Source organism: Streptomyces abikoensis (assembly GCF_014648775.1).
In the GTDB taxonomy this organism is placed as follows: Bacteria; Actinomycetota; Actinomycetes; order Streptomycetales; family Streptomycetaceae; genus Streptomyces; species Streptomyces abikoensis.
Genome location: NZ_BMRT01000004.1, coordinates 142843 through 159271, shown reverse-complemented (window position 1 = coordinate 159271; position 16429 = coordinate 142843). Strand labels below are relative to the sequence as shown.

17 protein-coding genes are annotated in these 16429 nt (G+C 73.3%); 9 read left to right on the top strand and 8 right to left on the bottom strand.

The genetic code is table 11. From position 1 onward, the window contains the following. Positions 1-82: 82 nt before the first annotated feature. The 3 genes from IE096_RS14700 to IE096_RS14690 are packed head-to-tail and all read left to right on the top strand — an operon-like array spanning position 83 to position 2937. The gene (locus tag IE096_RS14700; RefSeq protein WP_189451910.1) at positions 83-649 is read left to right on the top strand and encodes a hypothetical protein; all 567 of its coding nucleotides are present in this window, start codon (positions 83-85) and stop codon (positions 647-649) included. Positions 650-707: 58 nt separating this feature from the next. Beyond that, positions 708-1496: a maleylpyruvate isomerase family mycothiol-dependent enzyme gene (locus IE096_RS14695; protein WP_189451909.1), complete on the top strand. Its 789-nt coding sequence runs from the start codon at positions 708-710 to the stop codon at positions 1494-1496. Positions 1497-1509: 13 nt separating this feature from the next. After that, positions 1510-2937: a M1 family metallopeptidase gene (locus tag IE096_RS14690; RefSeq protein ID WP_189451908.1), complete on the top strand. Its 1428-nt coding sequence runs from the start codon at positions 1510-1512 to the stop codon at positions 2935-2937. 10 nt (positions 2938-2947) lie between these two features. On the opposite strand, the gene IE096_RS14685 is transcribed toward IE096_RS14690, so the two are convergent. The 6 genes from IE096_RS14685 to IE096_RS14660 all read right to left on the bottom strand — a co-directional run bounded on the left by IE096_RS14685 (position 2948) and on the right by IE096_RS14660 (position 8696). After that, positions 2948-3964, bottom strand: coding sequence for an LLM class F420-dependent oxidoreductase (locus IE096_RS14685; RefSeq protein WP_189451907.1), 1017 nt, complete (start codon positions 3962-3964; stop codon positions 2948-2950). Positions 3965-4099: 135 nt separating this feature from the next. Next, positions 4100-5002 (bottom strand): DUF5336 domain-containing protein, encoded by a 903-nt coding sequence (locus IE096_RS14680; RefSeq protein ID WP_189451906.1) that lies wholly within the window; start codon positions 5000-5002, stop codon positions 4100-4102. A gap of 161 nt (positions 5003-5163) precedes the next feature. After that, positions 5164-6111 (bottom strand): N-acetylmuramoyl-L-alanine amidase, encoded by a 948-nt coding sequence (locus tag IE096_RS14675; RefSeq protein WP_189451905.1) that lies wholly within the window; start codon positions 6109-6111, stop codon positions 5164-5166. Between the two features lie 23 nt (positions 6112-6134). After that, positions 6135-6779, bottom strand: a complete 645-nt coding sequence (locus IE096_RS14670) for a class I SAM-dependent methyltransferase (RefSeq protein ID WP_189451904.1) — start codon at positions 6777-6779, stop codon at positions 6135-6137. A 124-nt stretch (positions 6780-6903) separates the two neighbouring features. Continuing rightward, positions 6904-7509 carry a response regulator transcription factor gene (locus IE096_RS14665; protein WP_189452786.1) on the bottom strand — a complete coding sequence of 202 codons (606 nt, stop codon included), beginning with the start codon at positions 7507-7509 and terminating at the stop codon, positions 6904-6906. Between the two features lie 8 nt (positions 7510-7517). Then, positions 7518-8696 carry a sensor histidine kinase gene (locus IE096_RS14660; protein ID WP_189451903.1) on the bottom strand — a complete coding sequence of 393 codons (1179 nt, stop codon included), beginning with the start codon at positions 8694-8696 and terminating at the stop codon, positions 7518-7520. Between the two features lie 203 nt (positions 8697-8899). Here IE096_RS14660 and IE096_RS14655 point away from each other — a divergent pair, with 203 nt between their 5' ends. Genes IE096_RS14655 through IE096_RS14645 form a run of 3 tightly spaced genes read left to right on the top strand, consistent with a single transcriptional unit; the run spans position 8900 to position 11833 of the window. Continuing rightward, positions 8900-9784 (top strand): MaoC/PaaZ C-terminal domain-containing protein, encoded by an 885-nt coding sequence (locus IE096_RS14655; protein WP_189451902.1) that lies wholly within the window; start codon positions 8900-8902, stop codon positions 9782-9784. A gap of 43 nt (positions 9785-9827) precedes the next feature. Further along, positions 9828-10904, top strand: a complete 1077-nt coding sequence (locus IE096_RS14650) for a Zn-dependent alcohol dehydrogenase (protein ID WP_189451901.1) — start codon at positions 9828-9830, stop codon at positions 10902-10904. Next, on the top strand, positions 10904-11833 hold the full coding sequence (locus IE096_RS14645; protein ID WP_189451900.1) for a 3-oxoacyl-ACP reductase: 930 nt from the start codon (positions 10904-10906) through the stop codon (positions 11831-11833). The genes IE096_RS14650 and IE096_RS14645 overlap by 1 nt, the downstream gene beginning before the upstream one ends. A 92-nt stretch (positions 11834-11925) precedes the next feature. On the opposite strand, the gene IE096_RS14640 is transcribed toward IE096_RS14645, so the two are convergent. Both IE096_RS14640 and IE096_RS14635 read right to left on the bottom strand, forming a co-directional pair. Then, entirely contained in the window at positions 11926-12099 is a 174-nt protein-coding gene (locus IE096_RS14640; RefSeq protein ID WP_189451899.1) for a hypothetical protein, read from the bottom strand. A gap of 250 nt (positions 12100-12349) precedes the next feature. Further along, on the bottom strand, positions 12350-13426 hold the full coding sequence (locus IE096_RS14635) for a hypothetical protein (RefSeq protein ID WP_229820199.1): 1077 nt from the start codon (positions 13424-13426) through the stop codon (positions 12350-12352). A gap of 282 nt (positions 13427-13708) precedes the next feature. Between IE096_RS14635 and IE096_RS14630 the strand changes: the two genes are divergently transcribed. The 3 genes from IE096_RS14630 to IE096_RS14620 all read left to right on the top strand — a co-directional run bounded on the left by IE096_RS14630 (position 13709) and on the right by IE096_RS14620 (position 16429). Further along, on the top strand, positions 13709-14755 hold the full coding sequence (locus IE096_RS14630) for an ABC transporter substrate-binding protein (protein WP_189451898.1): 1047 nt from the start codon (positions 13709-13711) through the stop codon (positions 14753-14755). 76 nt (positions 14756-14831) lie between these two features. Continuing rightward, positions 14832-15671, top strand: coding sequence for a Nif3-like dinuclear metal center hexameric protein (locus IE096_RS14625; protein WP_189451897.1), 840 nt, complete (start codon positions 14832-14834; stop codon positions 15669-15671). A gap of 14 nt (positions 15672-15685) precedes the next feature. Continuing rightward, positions 15686-16429, top strand: coding sequence for a zinc ribbon domain-containing protein (locus IE096_RS14620; protein ID WP_189452784.1), 744 nt, complete (start codon positions 15686-15688; stop codon positions 16427-16429).

The window sequence follows — 16429 nt, the reverse complement described above, 5'->3', positions numbered from 1 at the left end:
TGTCGCCACCGGTCGGCGCGAACCGGTGGCGGAACCGCACGCGGTGGGTGAACCTGTGAGGGACCACCCCCGGGAGGTATCCGTGTCCCAGCGCGCCCGCCGGGCGGCCGTCGCCCTGCTCCTGGCCTGCGGCCTGCTCCTCACGGGCACGGCCTGCGGCGGCGGCAAGACCGCGAAGAGCGGGACGCAGGGCGGCGAGCCCGGCCCCACCGCCACCGGATCGGCGGAACGCCAGCGGTTCGCCAAGACCCGCTTCGTCACCAACGCGGGCCTCGCCGCCGGCGCCACCTACCAGTGGATCGTCAAGCCCTTCCGGAACGGCGCCTTCAAGAAGGGCGCCGACGGCCGCACCGGCTCGCTGATCAAGGCGGGCCTGGCCGGTACGTTCGCGTACAACCGGCTCAAGGCCGCCGTCAACAACGCCAAGGGCGATCCGACGCTCAGCAAGGCCCTGGCCCCGGTGACCGCCGGCATCGAGTCCCTCAAGGGGCTGGGGACCAAGCTCCGCAAGGGCGAGGCCGGGGACGCCGACATCAACGACTTCGACAAGGTCGTCACGAGCGTCAAGGACGCGGGCAGGAGCGCGGGCGCCCCGGTCACCGACAAGGTGCCGTCGTTCTCCGACGTCCAGAAGGGCGGAGGGAGCTGACGCCCGAACGGGGCCACGCGCCCTGTGCGTTGTCATACCCCCGCTCTAAAGTGGCGTCATGACCCTTTTGAGCCACGCCCGTTACTGTTCGGAGATCCTCGCCCAGACCGACCGGATGCGCGCCGTCCTGCGCGGCGTCCCCGTCGATACCACCGTGCCCACATGCCCCGACTGGACCGTCGCCCAACTGGCGCGGCACCTCGGCCACGCCCACCGCTGGGCGGCGGGGCTGGTGCGTGAGCGGATCGTCGACTTCACCCCGGACCCGTCCCTCGATTCCACCGCCGGGGCCGAGGAGCTGGACGCGGCCGGGCTCGACGCGTGGCTGGCCGAGGGGGCCGAGGAAGTGGTCGCGGCGCTGCGGGAGGCGGGGCCGGACGTGCCGGTGTGGACGTTCGGGCGGGAGCGCACGTCGGGCTTCTGGGCCCGCCGGATGACGCACGAGACGGCGATGCACCGCGCCGACGCCGCCTCCGCCGCCGGCGCCCCGTTCACGCTCGAGCAGGACGTCGCCGCGGACACCATCGACGAGTGGCTGGACATCATCACGTCGCCGCTCGCGATGGCCTGGAAGCCGCAGCTCAAGGAGCTCCTGGGGGAGGGGCGCACCCTCCACCTCCACGCCACGGACACCCCGCCGGAGCTGAACGCCGAGTGGTTCATCGACGCGAGCGGTGAGAGCGTCGAGTGGCGCCGGGCGCACGAGAAGGCGGCCGTGGCCGTCCGGGGCCCGCTGACGGAGGTCCTGCGCGTGTTCTACCGGCGGCTCCCGGCCGACACCGGCCTGGTGGAGGTCGTGGGCGACCGCGCGGTGCTGGAGCACTGGCTGGAGCGGGCCTCCTTCTGATGAAGGGCCGTCGATGAAGGTGAGGACACGGCGGCGGCCCGCCGTGTCCGCCCTGCTGGCGCTCCTGGCCGCCACCGCGTGCGTCGGCGGTGGCGGCGGCCACGGCCCCCGCCCCGGCGCGGCCGGCGTGGGCGACGCCCTCTTCCCCCGCCTCGGCAACGGCGGCTACCACGTCCGCCACTACGGACTCACCCTCGACTACGACCCCGGCACCCGCCGCCTCGCGGCCACCGCCGTCATCAGCGCCCGCGCCACCCAGGACCTCTCCTCCTTCGACCTCGACCTCGAGGGCCTGACCGTCCGCGCCGTCCGCGTCGACGGAAAACCGGCCCGGACGCGCCGCGCCGGCGGCGAACTGACGGTGCGCCCGGCCGCGCCGCTGCGGAAGGACGCCGCCTTCGAGACGGTCGTCGAGTACGCCGGCCGGCCGGAGGAGATCACGGACGCGGACGGCTCGATCGAGGGCTGGGTCCGCTCGGCGTCGGTCGACGGCGCGGTCGCCCTCGGCGAGCCGGCGGGCTCGACGGCCTGGTTCCCCGGCAACCACCACCCCTCCGACAAGGCCGCCTACGACATCACCGTCACCGTCCCCGACGGCTACACCGCCGTCGCCAACGGCGAGCTCGTCCGGACGGAGCGCGAGCCCGGCGGCCGGACCGCCTTCGTCTGGCACAGCGGGGAGCCCCTGGCGAGCTATCTGGCGACCGTCGCCGTCGGCCGGTTCACCGTGACGGCCGGCAGGACGCCGCACGGGCTGCCCTACTACATCGCCGCCGCCCCCGAGGAGACCGCGGCCGTGCCGGACATGGTGAAGCTGCTGCCCGAGGTCGTCGAGTGGGAGAGCGGGCTGTTCGGCCCGTACCCCTTCTCCTCGACGGGCGGGGTCGTCGACCACAACGTCCGGGTCGGCTACGCCCTGGAGACCCAGCCCAAGCCGTACTACCAGGGCGCCCCCGGCGCCACCACGATCGTCCACGAGCTGGCCCACCAGTGGTTCGGCAACGCGGTCACCCCGAGCACCTGGCGGGACGTCTGGCTCAACGAGGGCTTCGCCACCTACGCCGAATGGCTGTGGGAGGAGAAGCGGGGCGGCCGTACGACGCGGGAGATCTTCACCGACTACTACGACGGGCGGGACCCGAACAGCAAGGGCCCCGGTGGCACGACCATCTGGGACTTCCCGCCCGACTCGCCCACCCCGCGGAACCTCACCGACCCGCCCGTCTACGGCCGGGGCGCGATGGCGCTCCAGAAGCTCCGGGAGGCGGTCGGCGACCGCGAGTTCTTCGGCATCCTCCGCGCCTGGGTCCGGGAACACCGCTACGGGAACGCCGACACGAAGGCGTTCGTCCGGCTCTGCGAGAGCCGGACGGGCAGGGATCTGGGCGGTCTCTTCGACACCTGGCTCCACAAGGAGGGCAAACCCGCGCTCACGGGATGAGCCTTCGAGCTCAGGAGTTCAGCTCTGCCAGCAGGGTGAGGGCGTCCGGGTCCCGGGTCGTCACCAGGAGGTCGGTGACCGGGCCCGCACGCCACAGCGCCAGCCGCTCGGCGATGCGCTCGCGCGGCCCGACCAGCGAGATCTCGTCGGCGAAGGCGTCGGGCACGGCCCCGACCGCCTCCTCCCGCCGCCCGGCGAGGAACAGCCGCTGGATCCGGCGCGCCTCCTCCGCGTACCCCATCCGGCCCATCAGGGCGGCGTGGAAGTTGCGGGTGGCGTGGCCCATGCCGCCGATGTAGAAGGCGAGCATGGCCTTCACCGGCCGCAGCCCCTCCGCGAGCTCACCCGCCGGGCAGACGCGCACCTGCGCCATGGGGGCGACGAGGAAGCCCTTCGGCGCCTCGGCGAGGGCCTCGGCGTGGAGCCCGGTCCGGTTCGGCGACCAGTACAGGGGGAGCCAGCCGTCCGCGATGCGCGTGGTCTGGGCGATGTTGCGCGGGCCCTCGGCGCCCAGCAGGACCGGCAGGTCCGGGCGGAGGGGATGGGTGACGGACCGCAGCGGCTTGCCGAGCCCCGTCGCTCCGGGCCCCGGGTAGGGGAGGGGGTGGTAGCGCCCGTCGAGGGCCACCGGCGCCTCGCGACGCAGCACCTGCCGGACGACGTCCACGTACTCGCGGGTCGCGGTCAGCGGACTGTCCGGGAACGGGCGCCCGTACCAGCCCTCCACCACCTGCGGCCCCGACAGCCCCAGCCCGAGCAGTAGCCGGCCGCCGGAGAGGTGGTCGAGGGTCAGGGCGTGCATCGCGGTGGCGGCGGGGGAGCGGGCGGCCATCTGGGCGACGGCGGTGCCGAGCCGGATGCGGCGGGTGTGGGCGGCGATCCACGTCAGCGGGGTGAAGGCGTCGGAGCCCCAGGACTCGGCGGTCCAGACGGAGTGGTAGCCGAGCCGCTCGGCGTGCCGGGCGAGCTCCACGTGCCGGGGGTCGGGGCGGCGGCCCCAGTAGCCGAGGGCGAGACCGAGCCGCATCGCGGACCTCCTCTGACGCACCGTCAGGCGAAGGACTTTAGGCCCGCCGGGTGGCGGTGACAAGGGCGACGAGGCCGGACGCGCGACGGCCCGCCGGGTGGAACCCGGCGGGCCGTCGCTACGAACTCGGGGAACTCAGCCGCGCTGAATGCCCGTCGTGTCCTGCAGCAGGCCGCGACGGCCGTCCTGCGTCTGCGCGACGATCGCGGCACCGCGCTGGTCGACCGCGAGGTACCAGGTGCCCGGCGCGAGCTCACCGACCTGGTTCGAGGAGCCGTCCTCCGCGAACAGCGGCCGGTTCACCGGCACCGCGAACCAGAACGGGGCGAAGTCCGCGGCGGGCGCGCCCGGCTGACCGGCGGCGGGCTGCGCGGCGGCCGGCTGGGCCTGCTGCTGCGGCTGGGCCTGCGCCGGCTGAGCCTGCTGGGCCTGCTGCGGCTGGGCGGCCGGGCCGCCGAACGGCATGGTGGCCTGCGCGCCGTACGGGGACGGAGCCCCCGGCTGCGGGGCACCGGCCGCCGGGCCAGGGTAGCCGTAGCCCGCGTGCGGCGGCTGCGCGCCGTACGGGGCGGGGGCCGCGGCCTGCGGCGCGGGCATCAGCGGGGCCTTGAGGGCGGGCGTGCGCGGCGTCAGCACCGCGACGGCCGCGAGCACGAGGTTGGCGATCAGCCCCAGGATCTGGCCGACACCGGGCGAGATCTGCTCCACGTCCGGGCCACCGAAGATCGTCCACAGCGAGGACCAGGCCGCGAACACGGCGAACGCGGTGCCCCACTGGTCGAGGCTGAGCCCGACGAGCTTGCGCCCCTCCGGCTGGAACCGGGCGGCGACGATCAGAGCGGCGGCGATGATTCCGGCGAGGAAGATCGACGGCAGTACGGGGAAGAGTTCAGGCTTCCAGCCGATCGGCTCCTTGGGGCAGCCGACCGTCGCCTGCCCGCAGTCGTACGAACGGAAGCTGAGGAACGAGGCGATGAACAGCAACACCGCTGCTCCGATCACCCCGCCGTCGCCTCGAGTGAGGGAGCGGATGTTCACCTAAAATCCTTTGTCAGTACTGTCAGTAATCGTCGCTGCGGGGGTGGCGGCCACCCATCGTAAGGGGAACCTATCGCCTGGGCGGCCAGGGCGTCCTCTTCGTATCACCCTCGTGACACGGCCGTGGCCTGCCTGTTCGGGGGCCCGCGCTCCGGTCCTCCTTACCCGTGCAAGAAGTCCGTAATGCCGTCCGCGATCCCCTGCGCCGCCTTTTCGCGCCAGTTCCCGTCGGTGAGCAGAGCGGCGTCCTGCGCGTCGCGCATATTGCCGCACTCGATGAACACCTTGGGAATCGTCGACAGATTGAGACCGCCCAGATCCCCCCGGGTGTCGAGCCCGGTGCCGTGCCCGATGTAATTGGACGGCGCGCTGCCGGTGACCTTCACGAAGTTCCCCGCGACGCGCGCCCCCAGCTCCTTCGACGGCTCCACGATCGGGGCGGTGTCGGCCGCGCCGCCGCGCACCCGCGCGGGCAGGATCACATGGAAGCCGCGCTGGCCGGGCTCCGCGCCGTCCGCGTGGAGGGACACGGCGGCATCGCCGTGCGCCTTGTTCCCGATCTCGGCGCGCTCGGTGACGCACGGCCCGTACGGCCGGTCGCCGTCGTGCGTCAGCACGACCTTGGCGCCCCGCGACTGGAGGATCGCGCGCAGCCGGTGCGCGACGTCGAGGCTGAAGGACGCTTCCGCGTACCCGGAGTTGGTCTCGGTGCCGGTGGTGTCGCACTCCTTGTGGCCGGTGCCGATGTCGACCTGACGGTTGATCTCGGCGGAGTGCTCGGCGTTGTGGATGTTGTGGCCGGGGTCGATCACGACGACCTTGCCCCGCAGCGGCCCGTCACCGGCGGGGGCGGCCTCGGCGCCCTTCGGCTCGGCGGAGGCCGGCTCGCTCTTGGCGGGCTGGGGCGCGGAGCTCGCGGGCGACGGGGAGGAGGGCGAGGGCGCGCTCGGCGAGGACGACGAAGCGGCGGCCACGGGCTTCTTCCCGTCGTCACCGCCGCCCGTACCGACCGCACCACCGCCGCACCCGGCCAGCCCGGCCGCCAGGAGCACCACTGCCGGCCCGGCGGCGAGACGCCGGGCTATGGGGAGAACGCTGCCGTGGGACACGCGGGCGATGCTAGCGCCGCCGCTCAGTTTCCGAGACCCGTACGCCGCAGTACGCGCAGCGAGCGCGTCACGGAGACCTCGGTGAACGCGCCGGACGCGAGCGCCCGGAGATACACGCGGTACGGGGCCTGACCGCCGTCGGCGGGGTCGGGGAACACGTCGTGGATGACGAGCAGACCGTCGGGCGCGACGTGGGGCGCCCACCCCTCGTAGTCGGCGTTCGCGTGCTCGTCGGTGTGCCCGCCGTCGATGAAGACCAGCCCGAGCGGCGCCTGCCACACCTTCGCCACCTGGGGCGATCGCCCGACGACGGCGATGACGTGCTCCTCCAGGCCCGCCTTGTAGAGCGTCCTGCGGAACGTCGGCAGCGTGTCCATCCGGCCCACGCCCGGGTCGTCGTCCACGACGGACGGGTCGTGGTACTCCCAGCCGGGCTGCTGCTCCTCGCTGCCGCGGTGGTGGTCCACGGTCACCGTGACGGTGCCGGCTTCGCGGGCCGCGTCGGCGAGGAGGATCGTCGAACGGCCGCAATACGTGCCCACTTCCAGCAGCGGCAGCCCCAGCCGCCCCGCGTCCCGCGCGGCGGCGTACAGGGCGAGGCCCTCGTCCACCGGCATGAATCCCTTCGCGGCCTCGAAGGCGGCGAGTATGTCGGGCGTGGGTGCCATTGCGTGTCCGTCCCCGGTTCTGAGTGCGTGCTGGTCGGTGGCCATGCTGCCGTATTCCCCGGGGGCTCCGCCCCCGGACCCCCGCGCCTCAAACGCCGGCGGGGCTGGAATCAGCCCTTGGGGCCTACAACCACCCGTTCTGGCGGGCCGCCCGAACGGCCTCCATCCGGTTCCGAGTCCCGGTCTTCCCGATCGCCGCCGACAAATAATTCCGCACCGTCGCCGGCGACAAGTGCACCTTCGCCGCGATGTCGGCGACCGTCGCCCCGTCGACGGCGGCGCTGAGAACATCCCGCTCCCGCTGCGTCAGCGGATTCGGCCCCGCGCTGAGCGCCGCCGCCGCCAGCGCCGGGTCGATGACCCGCTCGCCCGCCAGCACCCGGCGGATCGCCGCCGCCAGGTCCTCGACCGGGCCGTCCTTGACCAGGAACCCCGACGCCCCCGCCTCCATCGCCCGCCGCAGATAGCCGGGGCGGCCGAACGTGGTCAGTATCAGCACCCGGCACTCCGGGAGCCGGGTGCGGAGGTCGGCGGCGGCGTCGAGGCCGCTGCGGCCGGGGAGTTCGATGTCCAGCAGCGCGATGTCGGGGCGCGTCTCAAGGGCCTTGGGGACGATGTCGTCGCCGTTGCCGACCTGCGCGACGATCTCGAGGTCGTCCTCCAGCCCGAGCAGCAGCGCCAGCGCGCCCCTCATCATCCCCTGGTCCTCCGCCAGAAGCACCCTTGTCAGCTCGCTGCTCACGCGACCCGCTCCTCCTCGTCGCTCTCGACCCCGTCGTTCTCGTCCACCGGAAGCTCCGCCACCAGTCGGAAGCCCCGCTTCCCGTCGGGGCCCGACGTCAGGGAGCCGCCACCGGCGGCCAGCCGCTCGGCCAGGCCCTTCAGACCGTTGCCGCCCGACCCGGGCGCCCCGCCCGGCTCCGACCCTACGCCGCGCCCGTCGTCGCTGATCTCCAGATGAACCCGGTCCTCCGCGCCCCGGACCTCGATCACGCACCGCTGCGCCCTGCTGTGCCGGACGACGTTGGTGACCCCCTCCCGGACGACCCAGCCCAGCAGCGCCGCCGTCTGCGACGGCAGCGGCGGGCCCGACTGGCGGATGTCGGCCGTGATGCCGGACGCGTCGAGCACCGAACGGGCGCGGTCGAGCTCCGTGGTGAGGCTGCCCTCGCGGTAGCCGGTCACCGCCTCGCGGATCTCGGTGAGGGCCTGCCGGCCCACGGCCTCGATGTCGGCGGCCTGGCCGAGGGCGGCCTCCAGGTTCCTGGGGGCGAGCCGGCGCACCGCCTCCGCCTTGACCACGATCACGGACATGGTGTGGCCGAGCAGATCGTGGAGATCGCGGGAGAAACGCAGCCGCTCCCGCTCCACGGCCGAGCGGGCCAGCTCCTCGCGGGTCTCGCGGAGTTCGGCGACGGTCTCGAAGAGCCGCAGCACCGCCGACGTCACCATGCCGGACATGACGGAGCCGTAGCCCGTGATCATCGCGTTCTCGGCGCCGCTGTGCCAGCCGGCGATCACCCCCGCCGACGCCGCGATGCCCAGCACCGCGAAGGCCAGCGCCCGGTCGCCGCGCAGGACGATGCCGGCGGCCAGGGACAGCACGGGGAAGCACATCAGCCATTCGCCGCCGTACCCCAGCGACAGCGCGTAGGCGGTCACGGCCACGCCCAGGAGCAGCAGCCGGGGCGTCCGGGTGCCCAGCCGCGCCCGGTCCAGGCCGAGCACCACCGCCGCCGTGTAGAGGGCGGCGAACACGGCGACGCCCAGGCCGCCCAGCCAGGGATGCGGGAACGCCCCCTTGGCGAGGTCCTGCACATCGCCGGAAATCATCAACAGCCAGGGCAGGAAGGCGAACTTGCCCGGCGGTTTGTGCCGCTCCATGTCGTCGAGCGGGGCCCCCGTGGTCTTTCTCATGACCGGAATCCTAGGGAAGGGGTTAACGGAGGGTCAGGTCCGGATGTCCGCGGTCGGCCATGACATTTGTCGGTCGCGTGCCGCCCGGTGTCTTCCGGCGTCAACGGGAATCGGCTATACATGAGGGCCCGTTGAGTAGAACGCGTTCTAGTCATCGGCCTCGTGCATCACCGATTCCGGACGGCGAAGGAGCGCACACCTCCATGCCCATCGACCCGGTCAAGGCGACCACCGCCGCACCCCGGACCGCCTCGCTCGCCTGGGACCACAAGGACGTCCTGCTCTACCACCTCGGCATCGGCGCGGGCTCGCACCAGGACGGACGGAGCCTCGCCACCGACCCCGGCGAACTGCGCTACACCCTGGAGAGCCGGCTCCACGTCCTCCCGAGCTTCGCGACGGTCGCCGGCGGCGGCCGAGCCGTGGCCGGCGCCCTGACCATGCCCGGCATCGACATCGACCTCGCCGCCGTCCTCCACGGCGGACAGACCGTCACCCTCCACCGCCCCCTGCCCATCCGCGCCACCGGCGTCACCCAGACCTCGCGCGTCGCCGCCGTATACGACAAGGGCAAGGCGGCCGTCATCGTGCTCCGCTCGGACACCGAGGACGACGACGGACCCTTGTGGACCGGCGTCAGCGAGATCTTCGTCAAGGGCGAGGGCGGCTTCGGCGGCGAACGCGGCACCACCGAGCGCCTCCCCGCCCCGGACACCGAGCCCGGCCTCACCGTCGACCGGCACGTCCGCGAGGACCAGGCCCTCCTCTACCGCCTCTCCGGCGACTGGAACCCCCTCCACGCCGACCCCGAGTTCGCCCGGATCGCCGGTTTCGACAAGCCGATCCTCCACGGCCTGTGCTCCTACGGCATCGTCCTCAAGGCCGTCGTGGACACCGTGCTCGGCGGCGACGTGACCCGGGTGCGCTCCTACGCCACCCGCTTCGCCGGCGTCGTCTACCCCGGCGAGACCCTGCGCGTACGGATCTGGCGCGACACCCCGGGACCCGGCCGCGTGCAGGTCACGGCCGGGGTCGTCGAACGCGACGACGCGCCCGTGCTGACCGACACGCTCGTCGAGTACGCGTAACCGCAACCACCGAGGCACCCGCACCCGTGAAGGGAGCACCGCCATGCGCGCCGCCGTACAGCACAAGACCGGGCAGGAGACCCTCGACGTCCTCGACGGCGTCCAGACCGTGGGGTTCGGCCCCGGCAAGGTCAGGATCCGCGTCCGGGCCGCCGGACTGTGCCACTCCGACCTCTCCGCCATGTCCGGGGTCCTGCCCCAGCGCGCTCCCCTCGTCCCCGGCCACGAGGGCGCGGGCGACGTCGTGGAAGTGGGGGAGGGCGTCACCCACGTCCGGCCGGGCGACCGCGTCCTGATCTGCTGGCTGCCCCCCTGCGGCGACTGCGCCTCCTGCGCCCGCGGCCAGACCCACCTCTGCCTCGCCGGCCTCGCGAACGCCGCCGCCCCCAACTTCCGCCACCGCTCCGAGGACCTCTACGGCTTCGCCGGCACCGGCACCTTCGCCGAGGAGGTCGTCGTCGGCGCGGGCTGCGCCGTGCCCATCCCCGACGACGTGCCCTACGAGATCGCCGCCCTCCTCGGCTGCGGCGTCACCACCGGGCTCGGCGCGGTCCTCAACACCGCCAAGGTGGAACCCGGCGCGTCCGTCGCCGTCATCGGCTGCGGCGGCGTGGGCATCTCCGCCGTCCAGGGCGCGAAGGTCTGCGGCGCCGCCCGGATCGTGGCCGTCGACCCGGTGGCCTCCCGCCGCGAGGCGGCCCTGCGCTTCGGCGCCACCGAGGCCGTCGCCCCCGAGGGCCTGACCGACGCCTCCTCACGCGTCACCTCCGGCGAGGGCTTCGACTACGTCTTCGAGGTCGTCGGCACCTCCGCCACCGCCCGCACCGCCTACGAGGCCACCCGGCGCGGCGGCACCCTCTGCGTCGTCGGCGCGGGCGCCCTCGACGACCACTTCCGCATCAGCATGTTCGAGCTGTTCTTCGACGAGAAGCGGATCCTGCCCTCCCTGTACGGCGGCGGTGACGTCCGCCGCTCCTACGACCGCGCGATCGCCCTCTGGCGGGCGGGCCGCGTCGATCTGGAGGGCCTGATCACCCACCGGGTGCCGCTCGCCCGCGTCAACGACGCCATCGAGCAGATGCGCACGGGCGAGGCGCTGCGCACCTGGGTGATGCTGTGATGCCGCCGCGCCCGCTGCGCGGCAGGACGGCGATCGTCACCGGCGCCGGGCGCGGCCTCGGCCGGGCCGAGGCCCTGGAGCTGGCCCGGCACGGCGCCCGTGTCGTCGTCAACGACTACGGCCGCCCGGGCCGCGACGGCACCGGGGCGCCTTCCGCCGCCCCCGCCGAGGCCGTCGTCGCGGAGATCCGCGCGGCGGGCGGCGAGGCCGTCGCCCACACCGGCGACGTCTCCGACTTCGGGCAGGCCCGCGCGCTGGTGGAGCTGGCCGTCGCCACGTACGGCTCGCTGGACATCCTGGTCAACAACGCGGGCATCCTGCGGGACCGGATGGTCTTCTCGATGTCGGAGGACGAATGGGACGCGGTCGTCCGCGTCCACCTCAAGGGCCACTTCAATACGATCCGCTTCGCCGCCGCGCACTGGCGCGACCGCTCCAAGGCGACGGGCGGCGCGCCGGTCCACGGCCGGATCGTCACCACCTCCTCCGAGGCCTTCCTGGCCGGTTCGCCCGGCCAGCCGAACTACGCGGCGGCCAAGGGCGGCATCGTCGGCCTGACCCTCTCGACGGCGGCGGCCCTCCGGAAGTACGGCGTCACCGCGAACGCGATCTGCCCGCGAGCGCGGACCCGGATGACGGAGGACGTCTTCGCCTCCGCCCCGGCCGCAGGCGAGGGCGGCGTGGACCCCCTCGCCCCGGAGCACGTGGCTCCGCTGGTCGCGTACCTGGCGTCACCACCGGCGGCGGGCATCACGGGGCAGGTCTTCGTCGTCCACGGCGGGATGGTGGCGGTGATGGAGCGGCCGAGGGTGGCGGCGCGCTTCGACACGAAGGGCGACGTCTTCACGATCGAGGAGCTGGACGGGGTCCTGACCCCTTATTACGCGGGGCGCGACGCGGGCGAGGGCTTCGCGGCGCTGCTCCCCTGACAGGCGTCGTCCTCAAACGCCGGACGGGCTGACAAAAGTCAGCCCGTCCGGCGTTTGAGGACCGGGGGTCCGGGGGCGGAGCCCCCGGGACGTCAGTCGGTTTCCCGCCGGTGCTTGCCGTGCGCGGCACCAGCCACCGCGCTGTCGTCCGGCGACGCCGGACCACGGTGCCTGCCGGCACCAGTGCCGGCGCCGGCGGCTGCGGCCCGGGCGGCGGACGCGTCGAACGGGCGCGCCTCGGTCGTGTCGGTTCGGGCATCGGGCATGAGGAAAAGTCACTCCGTCGGATGGGGAAGCGTACGCATCGGGGGCCACGGCACCGCCTCACACGGCGTAAGCTCGGCATAACACCACGTCAGACGCAACCGCCAACACGCCACCCAGCCACGGTCGTTGGGAAGACCGGCCACGGCCGCGCGACCCCCATCCGAAGTTTAACGGGGCCTTGATCAACGGGCCACCCGTCCCCTACGGTGTGTCCGCCTTGTGCCCCGTTACGGAGTACGTGGTGCCCCGTTAGGGAGTACGCGCACAGGGAGGCGCCTGCTGGAGCGGCGCCTGCTGCAGCGGCACGGGCCGCGGCGGCCGCGGTACGGGCACCGCGGTCATGGCCGACGCCGCCGAGGGGTCGGAGAGTTCCTCGACGAGCTCGTCGACCTCCTCCGGCACCCGCGCCAGCCCGCACGGCACGCTCGCCGTCACGAACGGCAGCCGCAGTTCCCCGCTCGCCGTCCACAGCCCGGCCCCGGCGAGCCAGCCGGTCGGGCCGGGGAAGCGGCGCAGCCGTTTGGCGGCCGGGCTCCACACGCCCACCCAGTCGCCGCCCGCCCCCTGGTCGACGCGGAACGCCACCGCGCAGTCCTCGGGGGCCAGGCCCTGGCCGGGCCGGGCGGCGAAGGGGGTGAGCTCGGCGTCCGCCGGCAGCAGGCACTCGGGGAAGCGCACGGGCCGGGCCGAGCCGAGGACGCCCCAGCCCAGCCGGTCGACGCCGGGCGCGTCGGAGCGGACGAGCAGCAGGCCGCTGTCGGGCTCGGCGAGGAGCAGGCGGTCGTTGCTCTTCTCGGTGATCTGGAGCAGCGGGCTGGTCTCGCCGCCCCGGCCCAGGTCGACGACGACGGCCTTGGTCAGCCCGTCCAGCTCGCGGTCCAGGGCGAGCAGCCGTCCGGAGCGGTCGAGCCAGGCGCCGCCCTCGCACCGGCCGGGCACGGTGGCCAGCAGCTCGGGGCCGCCGCTGCCGCCGTGCACCCGCCAGAGGGTGGTCTGTGTCTCGCCGTGGACGAGCGCGTAGGCCGACCTGCCGTCGGGCGCGGGGGGCAGCAGGCACAGGTAGGGGCACTCGATGGCGCCGAGCGGCAGTTCGCCGGTGCCGGGCCCGGCGGGGTAGAGGAGCGACAGCGCGTACCGCTCGGCGACGCGGCGGCGGATGAGGACCCGGCCGTCGCTGAGCGGGAGCAGCTGGCTGTCGGGCTCCTCGGGCTGGGTGCCGGGCAGGGAGACCGCGTAGGGCTCGGGGCCGTCGAGGGTCCAGCGCTCGGGGAACCAGCCGTCGGTGCCGCGGCCGAGGGCGAGCCAGGCCGCGTACGAACCGTCCACCGTAACGGTGAACGCCGGGCGTCTCGGTTCCTCCGGCGGCGCGCTCCGCGGAAGGCTCTGCGGAGTGCTCTGGGGGCCGTGGGGAGCACAGACCGTCATGGGAAACGTCACCTCCGGCACAGAACGTAGTTATCCGGATTCCTGTGGAGCGTCACGACCCCGGGTGCTTCACCTGTATGGGTGGTTAGTTGTCCGGTTCGCCGGAGAAAAGGGGGTGAGTGTGCTTCCTGGAGGGCATGTGATTAAGGTAAGGCGATCCTAAGTACCTAGCCGGGAGGCTCCATGTCCCTCCGCCGCCGCGGCACCACGACCGCCGCCGCAGCCCTGTCCATAGCCGCCGCCGTCGCGCTCACCGCCTGCGGCGGTTCTTCCGGCGGCTCCTCGGAATCGGGCAAGGACGGCGGCGCCGGTTCGAAGGCGGTGTCCGAGAAGGGCAAGGACTTCGGCAAGGCCGCCGAGCAGACCGCGAAGATGGGCACGGACGCCGCCCCCGGCCAGTTCCCGCGCACCATCACCCACGCCCTGGGCAAGACGGAGCTCAAGCAGCGCCCCCAGCGCGTCGTCGTCCTCGACGTCGGCGAGCTCGACAACGTCGTCTCGCTCGGCCTCAAGCCCGTCGGCTGGGCCCCCAGCGAGGGCAGCAAGGGCATCCCCGACTACCTCAAGAAGGACGTCGGCGACCCCAAGAGCGTCGGCACCGTCAGCAACCTCAACCTCGAGGCGATCAACGAGCTCAAGCCCGACCTGATCCTCGGCAGCAAGCTCCGCGCCGAGAAGCACTACAAGGACCTCTCGAAGATCGCCCCCACCGTGTTCTCCGTCCGCCCGGGCTACACCTGGAAGGAGAACTACCTCCTCAACGCCGCCGCGCTCGACAGGACGGCCGAGGCCAAGAAGCAGCTGGCGGACTACGAGGCCAAGGCGAAGAAGCTCGGCGCCGACCTCGGCGACAAGAAGCCGACGGTCAGCATGGTGCGCTACCTGCCGCAGTTCACCCGTCTGTACGCGCAGCAGTCGTTCATCGGCACGATCCTCAAGGACGCCGGCCTGCCCCGGCCCAAGAACCAGCAGGTCGACAAGCTCGCCGTGGAGATCAGCCCCGAGAACATCGACCAGGCCGACGCCGACTGGATCTTCACCGGCGTCTACGGCGACCCCGACAAGACCAAGCGCGACACCGCCGAGGACAACCCGCTCTGGAAGAGCCTCAAGGCGGTCAAGGACGGTCAGGCGAAGAACGTCCCCGACGAGACCTGGTACCTCGGCCTCGGCGTCACGGCGGCCAACAGCGTCCTCGACGACCTCCGCGGCTTCCTCGTGAAGAAGTAGGGAAAGAAGTAGGCCGGAGCTGCGGAGCCACCCGCGTCAGCGAAGGCCGGGCACGGAGGAAGGTAGCCTTTCCTCCGTGCCCGTACTGTCTGAAGTCATCTCCGCCCTCGAAGCCCTCTGGCCCCCGGAGCGAGCCGAGCAGTGGGACGCCGTCGGTACGGTCTGCGGCGACCCCGACGCCGAGATCACCCGGGTCCTGTTCGCCGTCGACCCCGTCCAGGAAGTCGTCGACGAGGCCGTGGAGCTCGGCGCCGACCTGATCGTCGCCCACCACCCGCTCTATCTGCGCGGTACGACGACGGTCTCGGCCGGCACCTTCAAGGGCCGCGCCGTGCACACCCTGATCAAGAACGACATCGCGCTGCACGTCGCGCACACCAACGCCGACCGCGCCGACCCCGGCGTCTCCGACGCCCTCGCCGGCGCCCTCGACCTGCGCGTCGTCGCCCCCCTCGTGCCCGATCCCAGCGACCCCGCCGGCCGCCGGGGCCTCGGCCGGATCTGCGAGCTCGACCCGCCGCTGACCCTGGCCGCCTTCGCCGAGCGCGCCGCCAAGCGCCTGCCCGCCACCGCCCAGGGCATCCGCGCCGCCGGCGACCCCGAGCAGCTCATCCGCACGGTCGCCGTCTGCGGCGGCTCCGGTGACTCCCTCTTCGAGGACGTACGGGCCGCCCGCGTCGACGCCTACGTCACCGCCGACCTGCGCCACCACCCGGCGTCCGACGCCCGGGCCGAGAGCCCGCTGGCGCTCGTCGACGCCGCCCACTGGGCCACCGAATGGCCCTGGACCGAGCAGGCCGCCGCCCAGCTCGACGAGATCTCCGACCGCCACGGCTGGGGCCTGCGCACCCATGTCTCCCGTACGGTCACCGACCCCTGGACCGCCCACGCGGCGTCGTCCTCCCATCACCAGTAATCAGGAGCCCCCAAATCAACGCCGCGCCCGCCGACCAGATCCGCCTCCTCGACCTCCAGGCCCTGGACGTCCGTCTCACCCAGCTCGCCCACAAGCGCAAGAGCCTCCCCGAGCACGCCGAGATCGTCTCCCTCGAGGGCGACCTCGCCCAGCACCGCGACCTCCTCGTCGCCGCGCAGACCGAGGAGAGCGACTGCGCCCGCGAGCAGGCCAAGGCCGAGCAGGACGTCGACCAGGTCCGCCAGCGCGCCGCCCGCGACCAGCAGCGCCTGGACTCCGGCGCCGGCATGTCCCCCAAGGACCTGGAGAAGCTCCAGCACGAGATCGCCTCCCTCGCCAAGCGCCAGGGCGACCTGGAGGACGTCGTCCTCGAGGTCATGGAGCGCCGCGAGGCCGCCGCCGAGCGGGCCGCCGAGCTGACCGGCCGCGTCGCCTCCGTCCAGGCCAAGGTCGACGACGCCGTCGCCCGCCGCGACGCCGCCACCGCGACGATCGACGCCGAGGTCGCCACCGTCACCAAGGAGCGCGAGGTCGTCGCCGGCTCCATCCCGGCCGACCTGATCAAGCTCTACGACCGGCTGCGGGAGAAGCAGGGCGGCGTCGGTGCCGCCCGCCTCTACCAGCGCCGCTGCGAGGGCTGCCAGCTGGAGCTCGACATCACCGAGCTCAACGAGGTCCGCCGGGCCGCCAAGGACGAGGTCGTCCGCTGCGAGAACTGCAGCCGCATCCTGGTCCGCACGTCCGACTCGGGCCTGTAA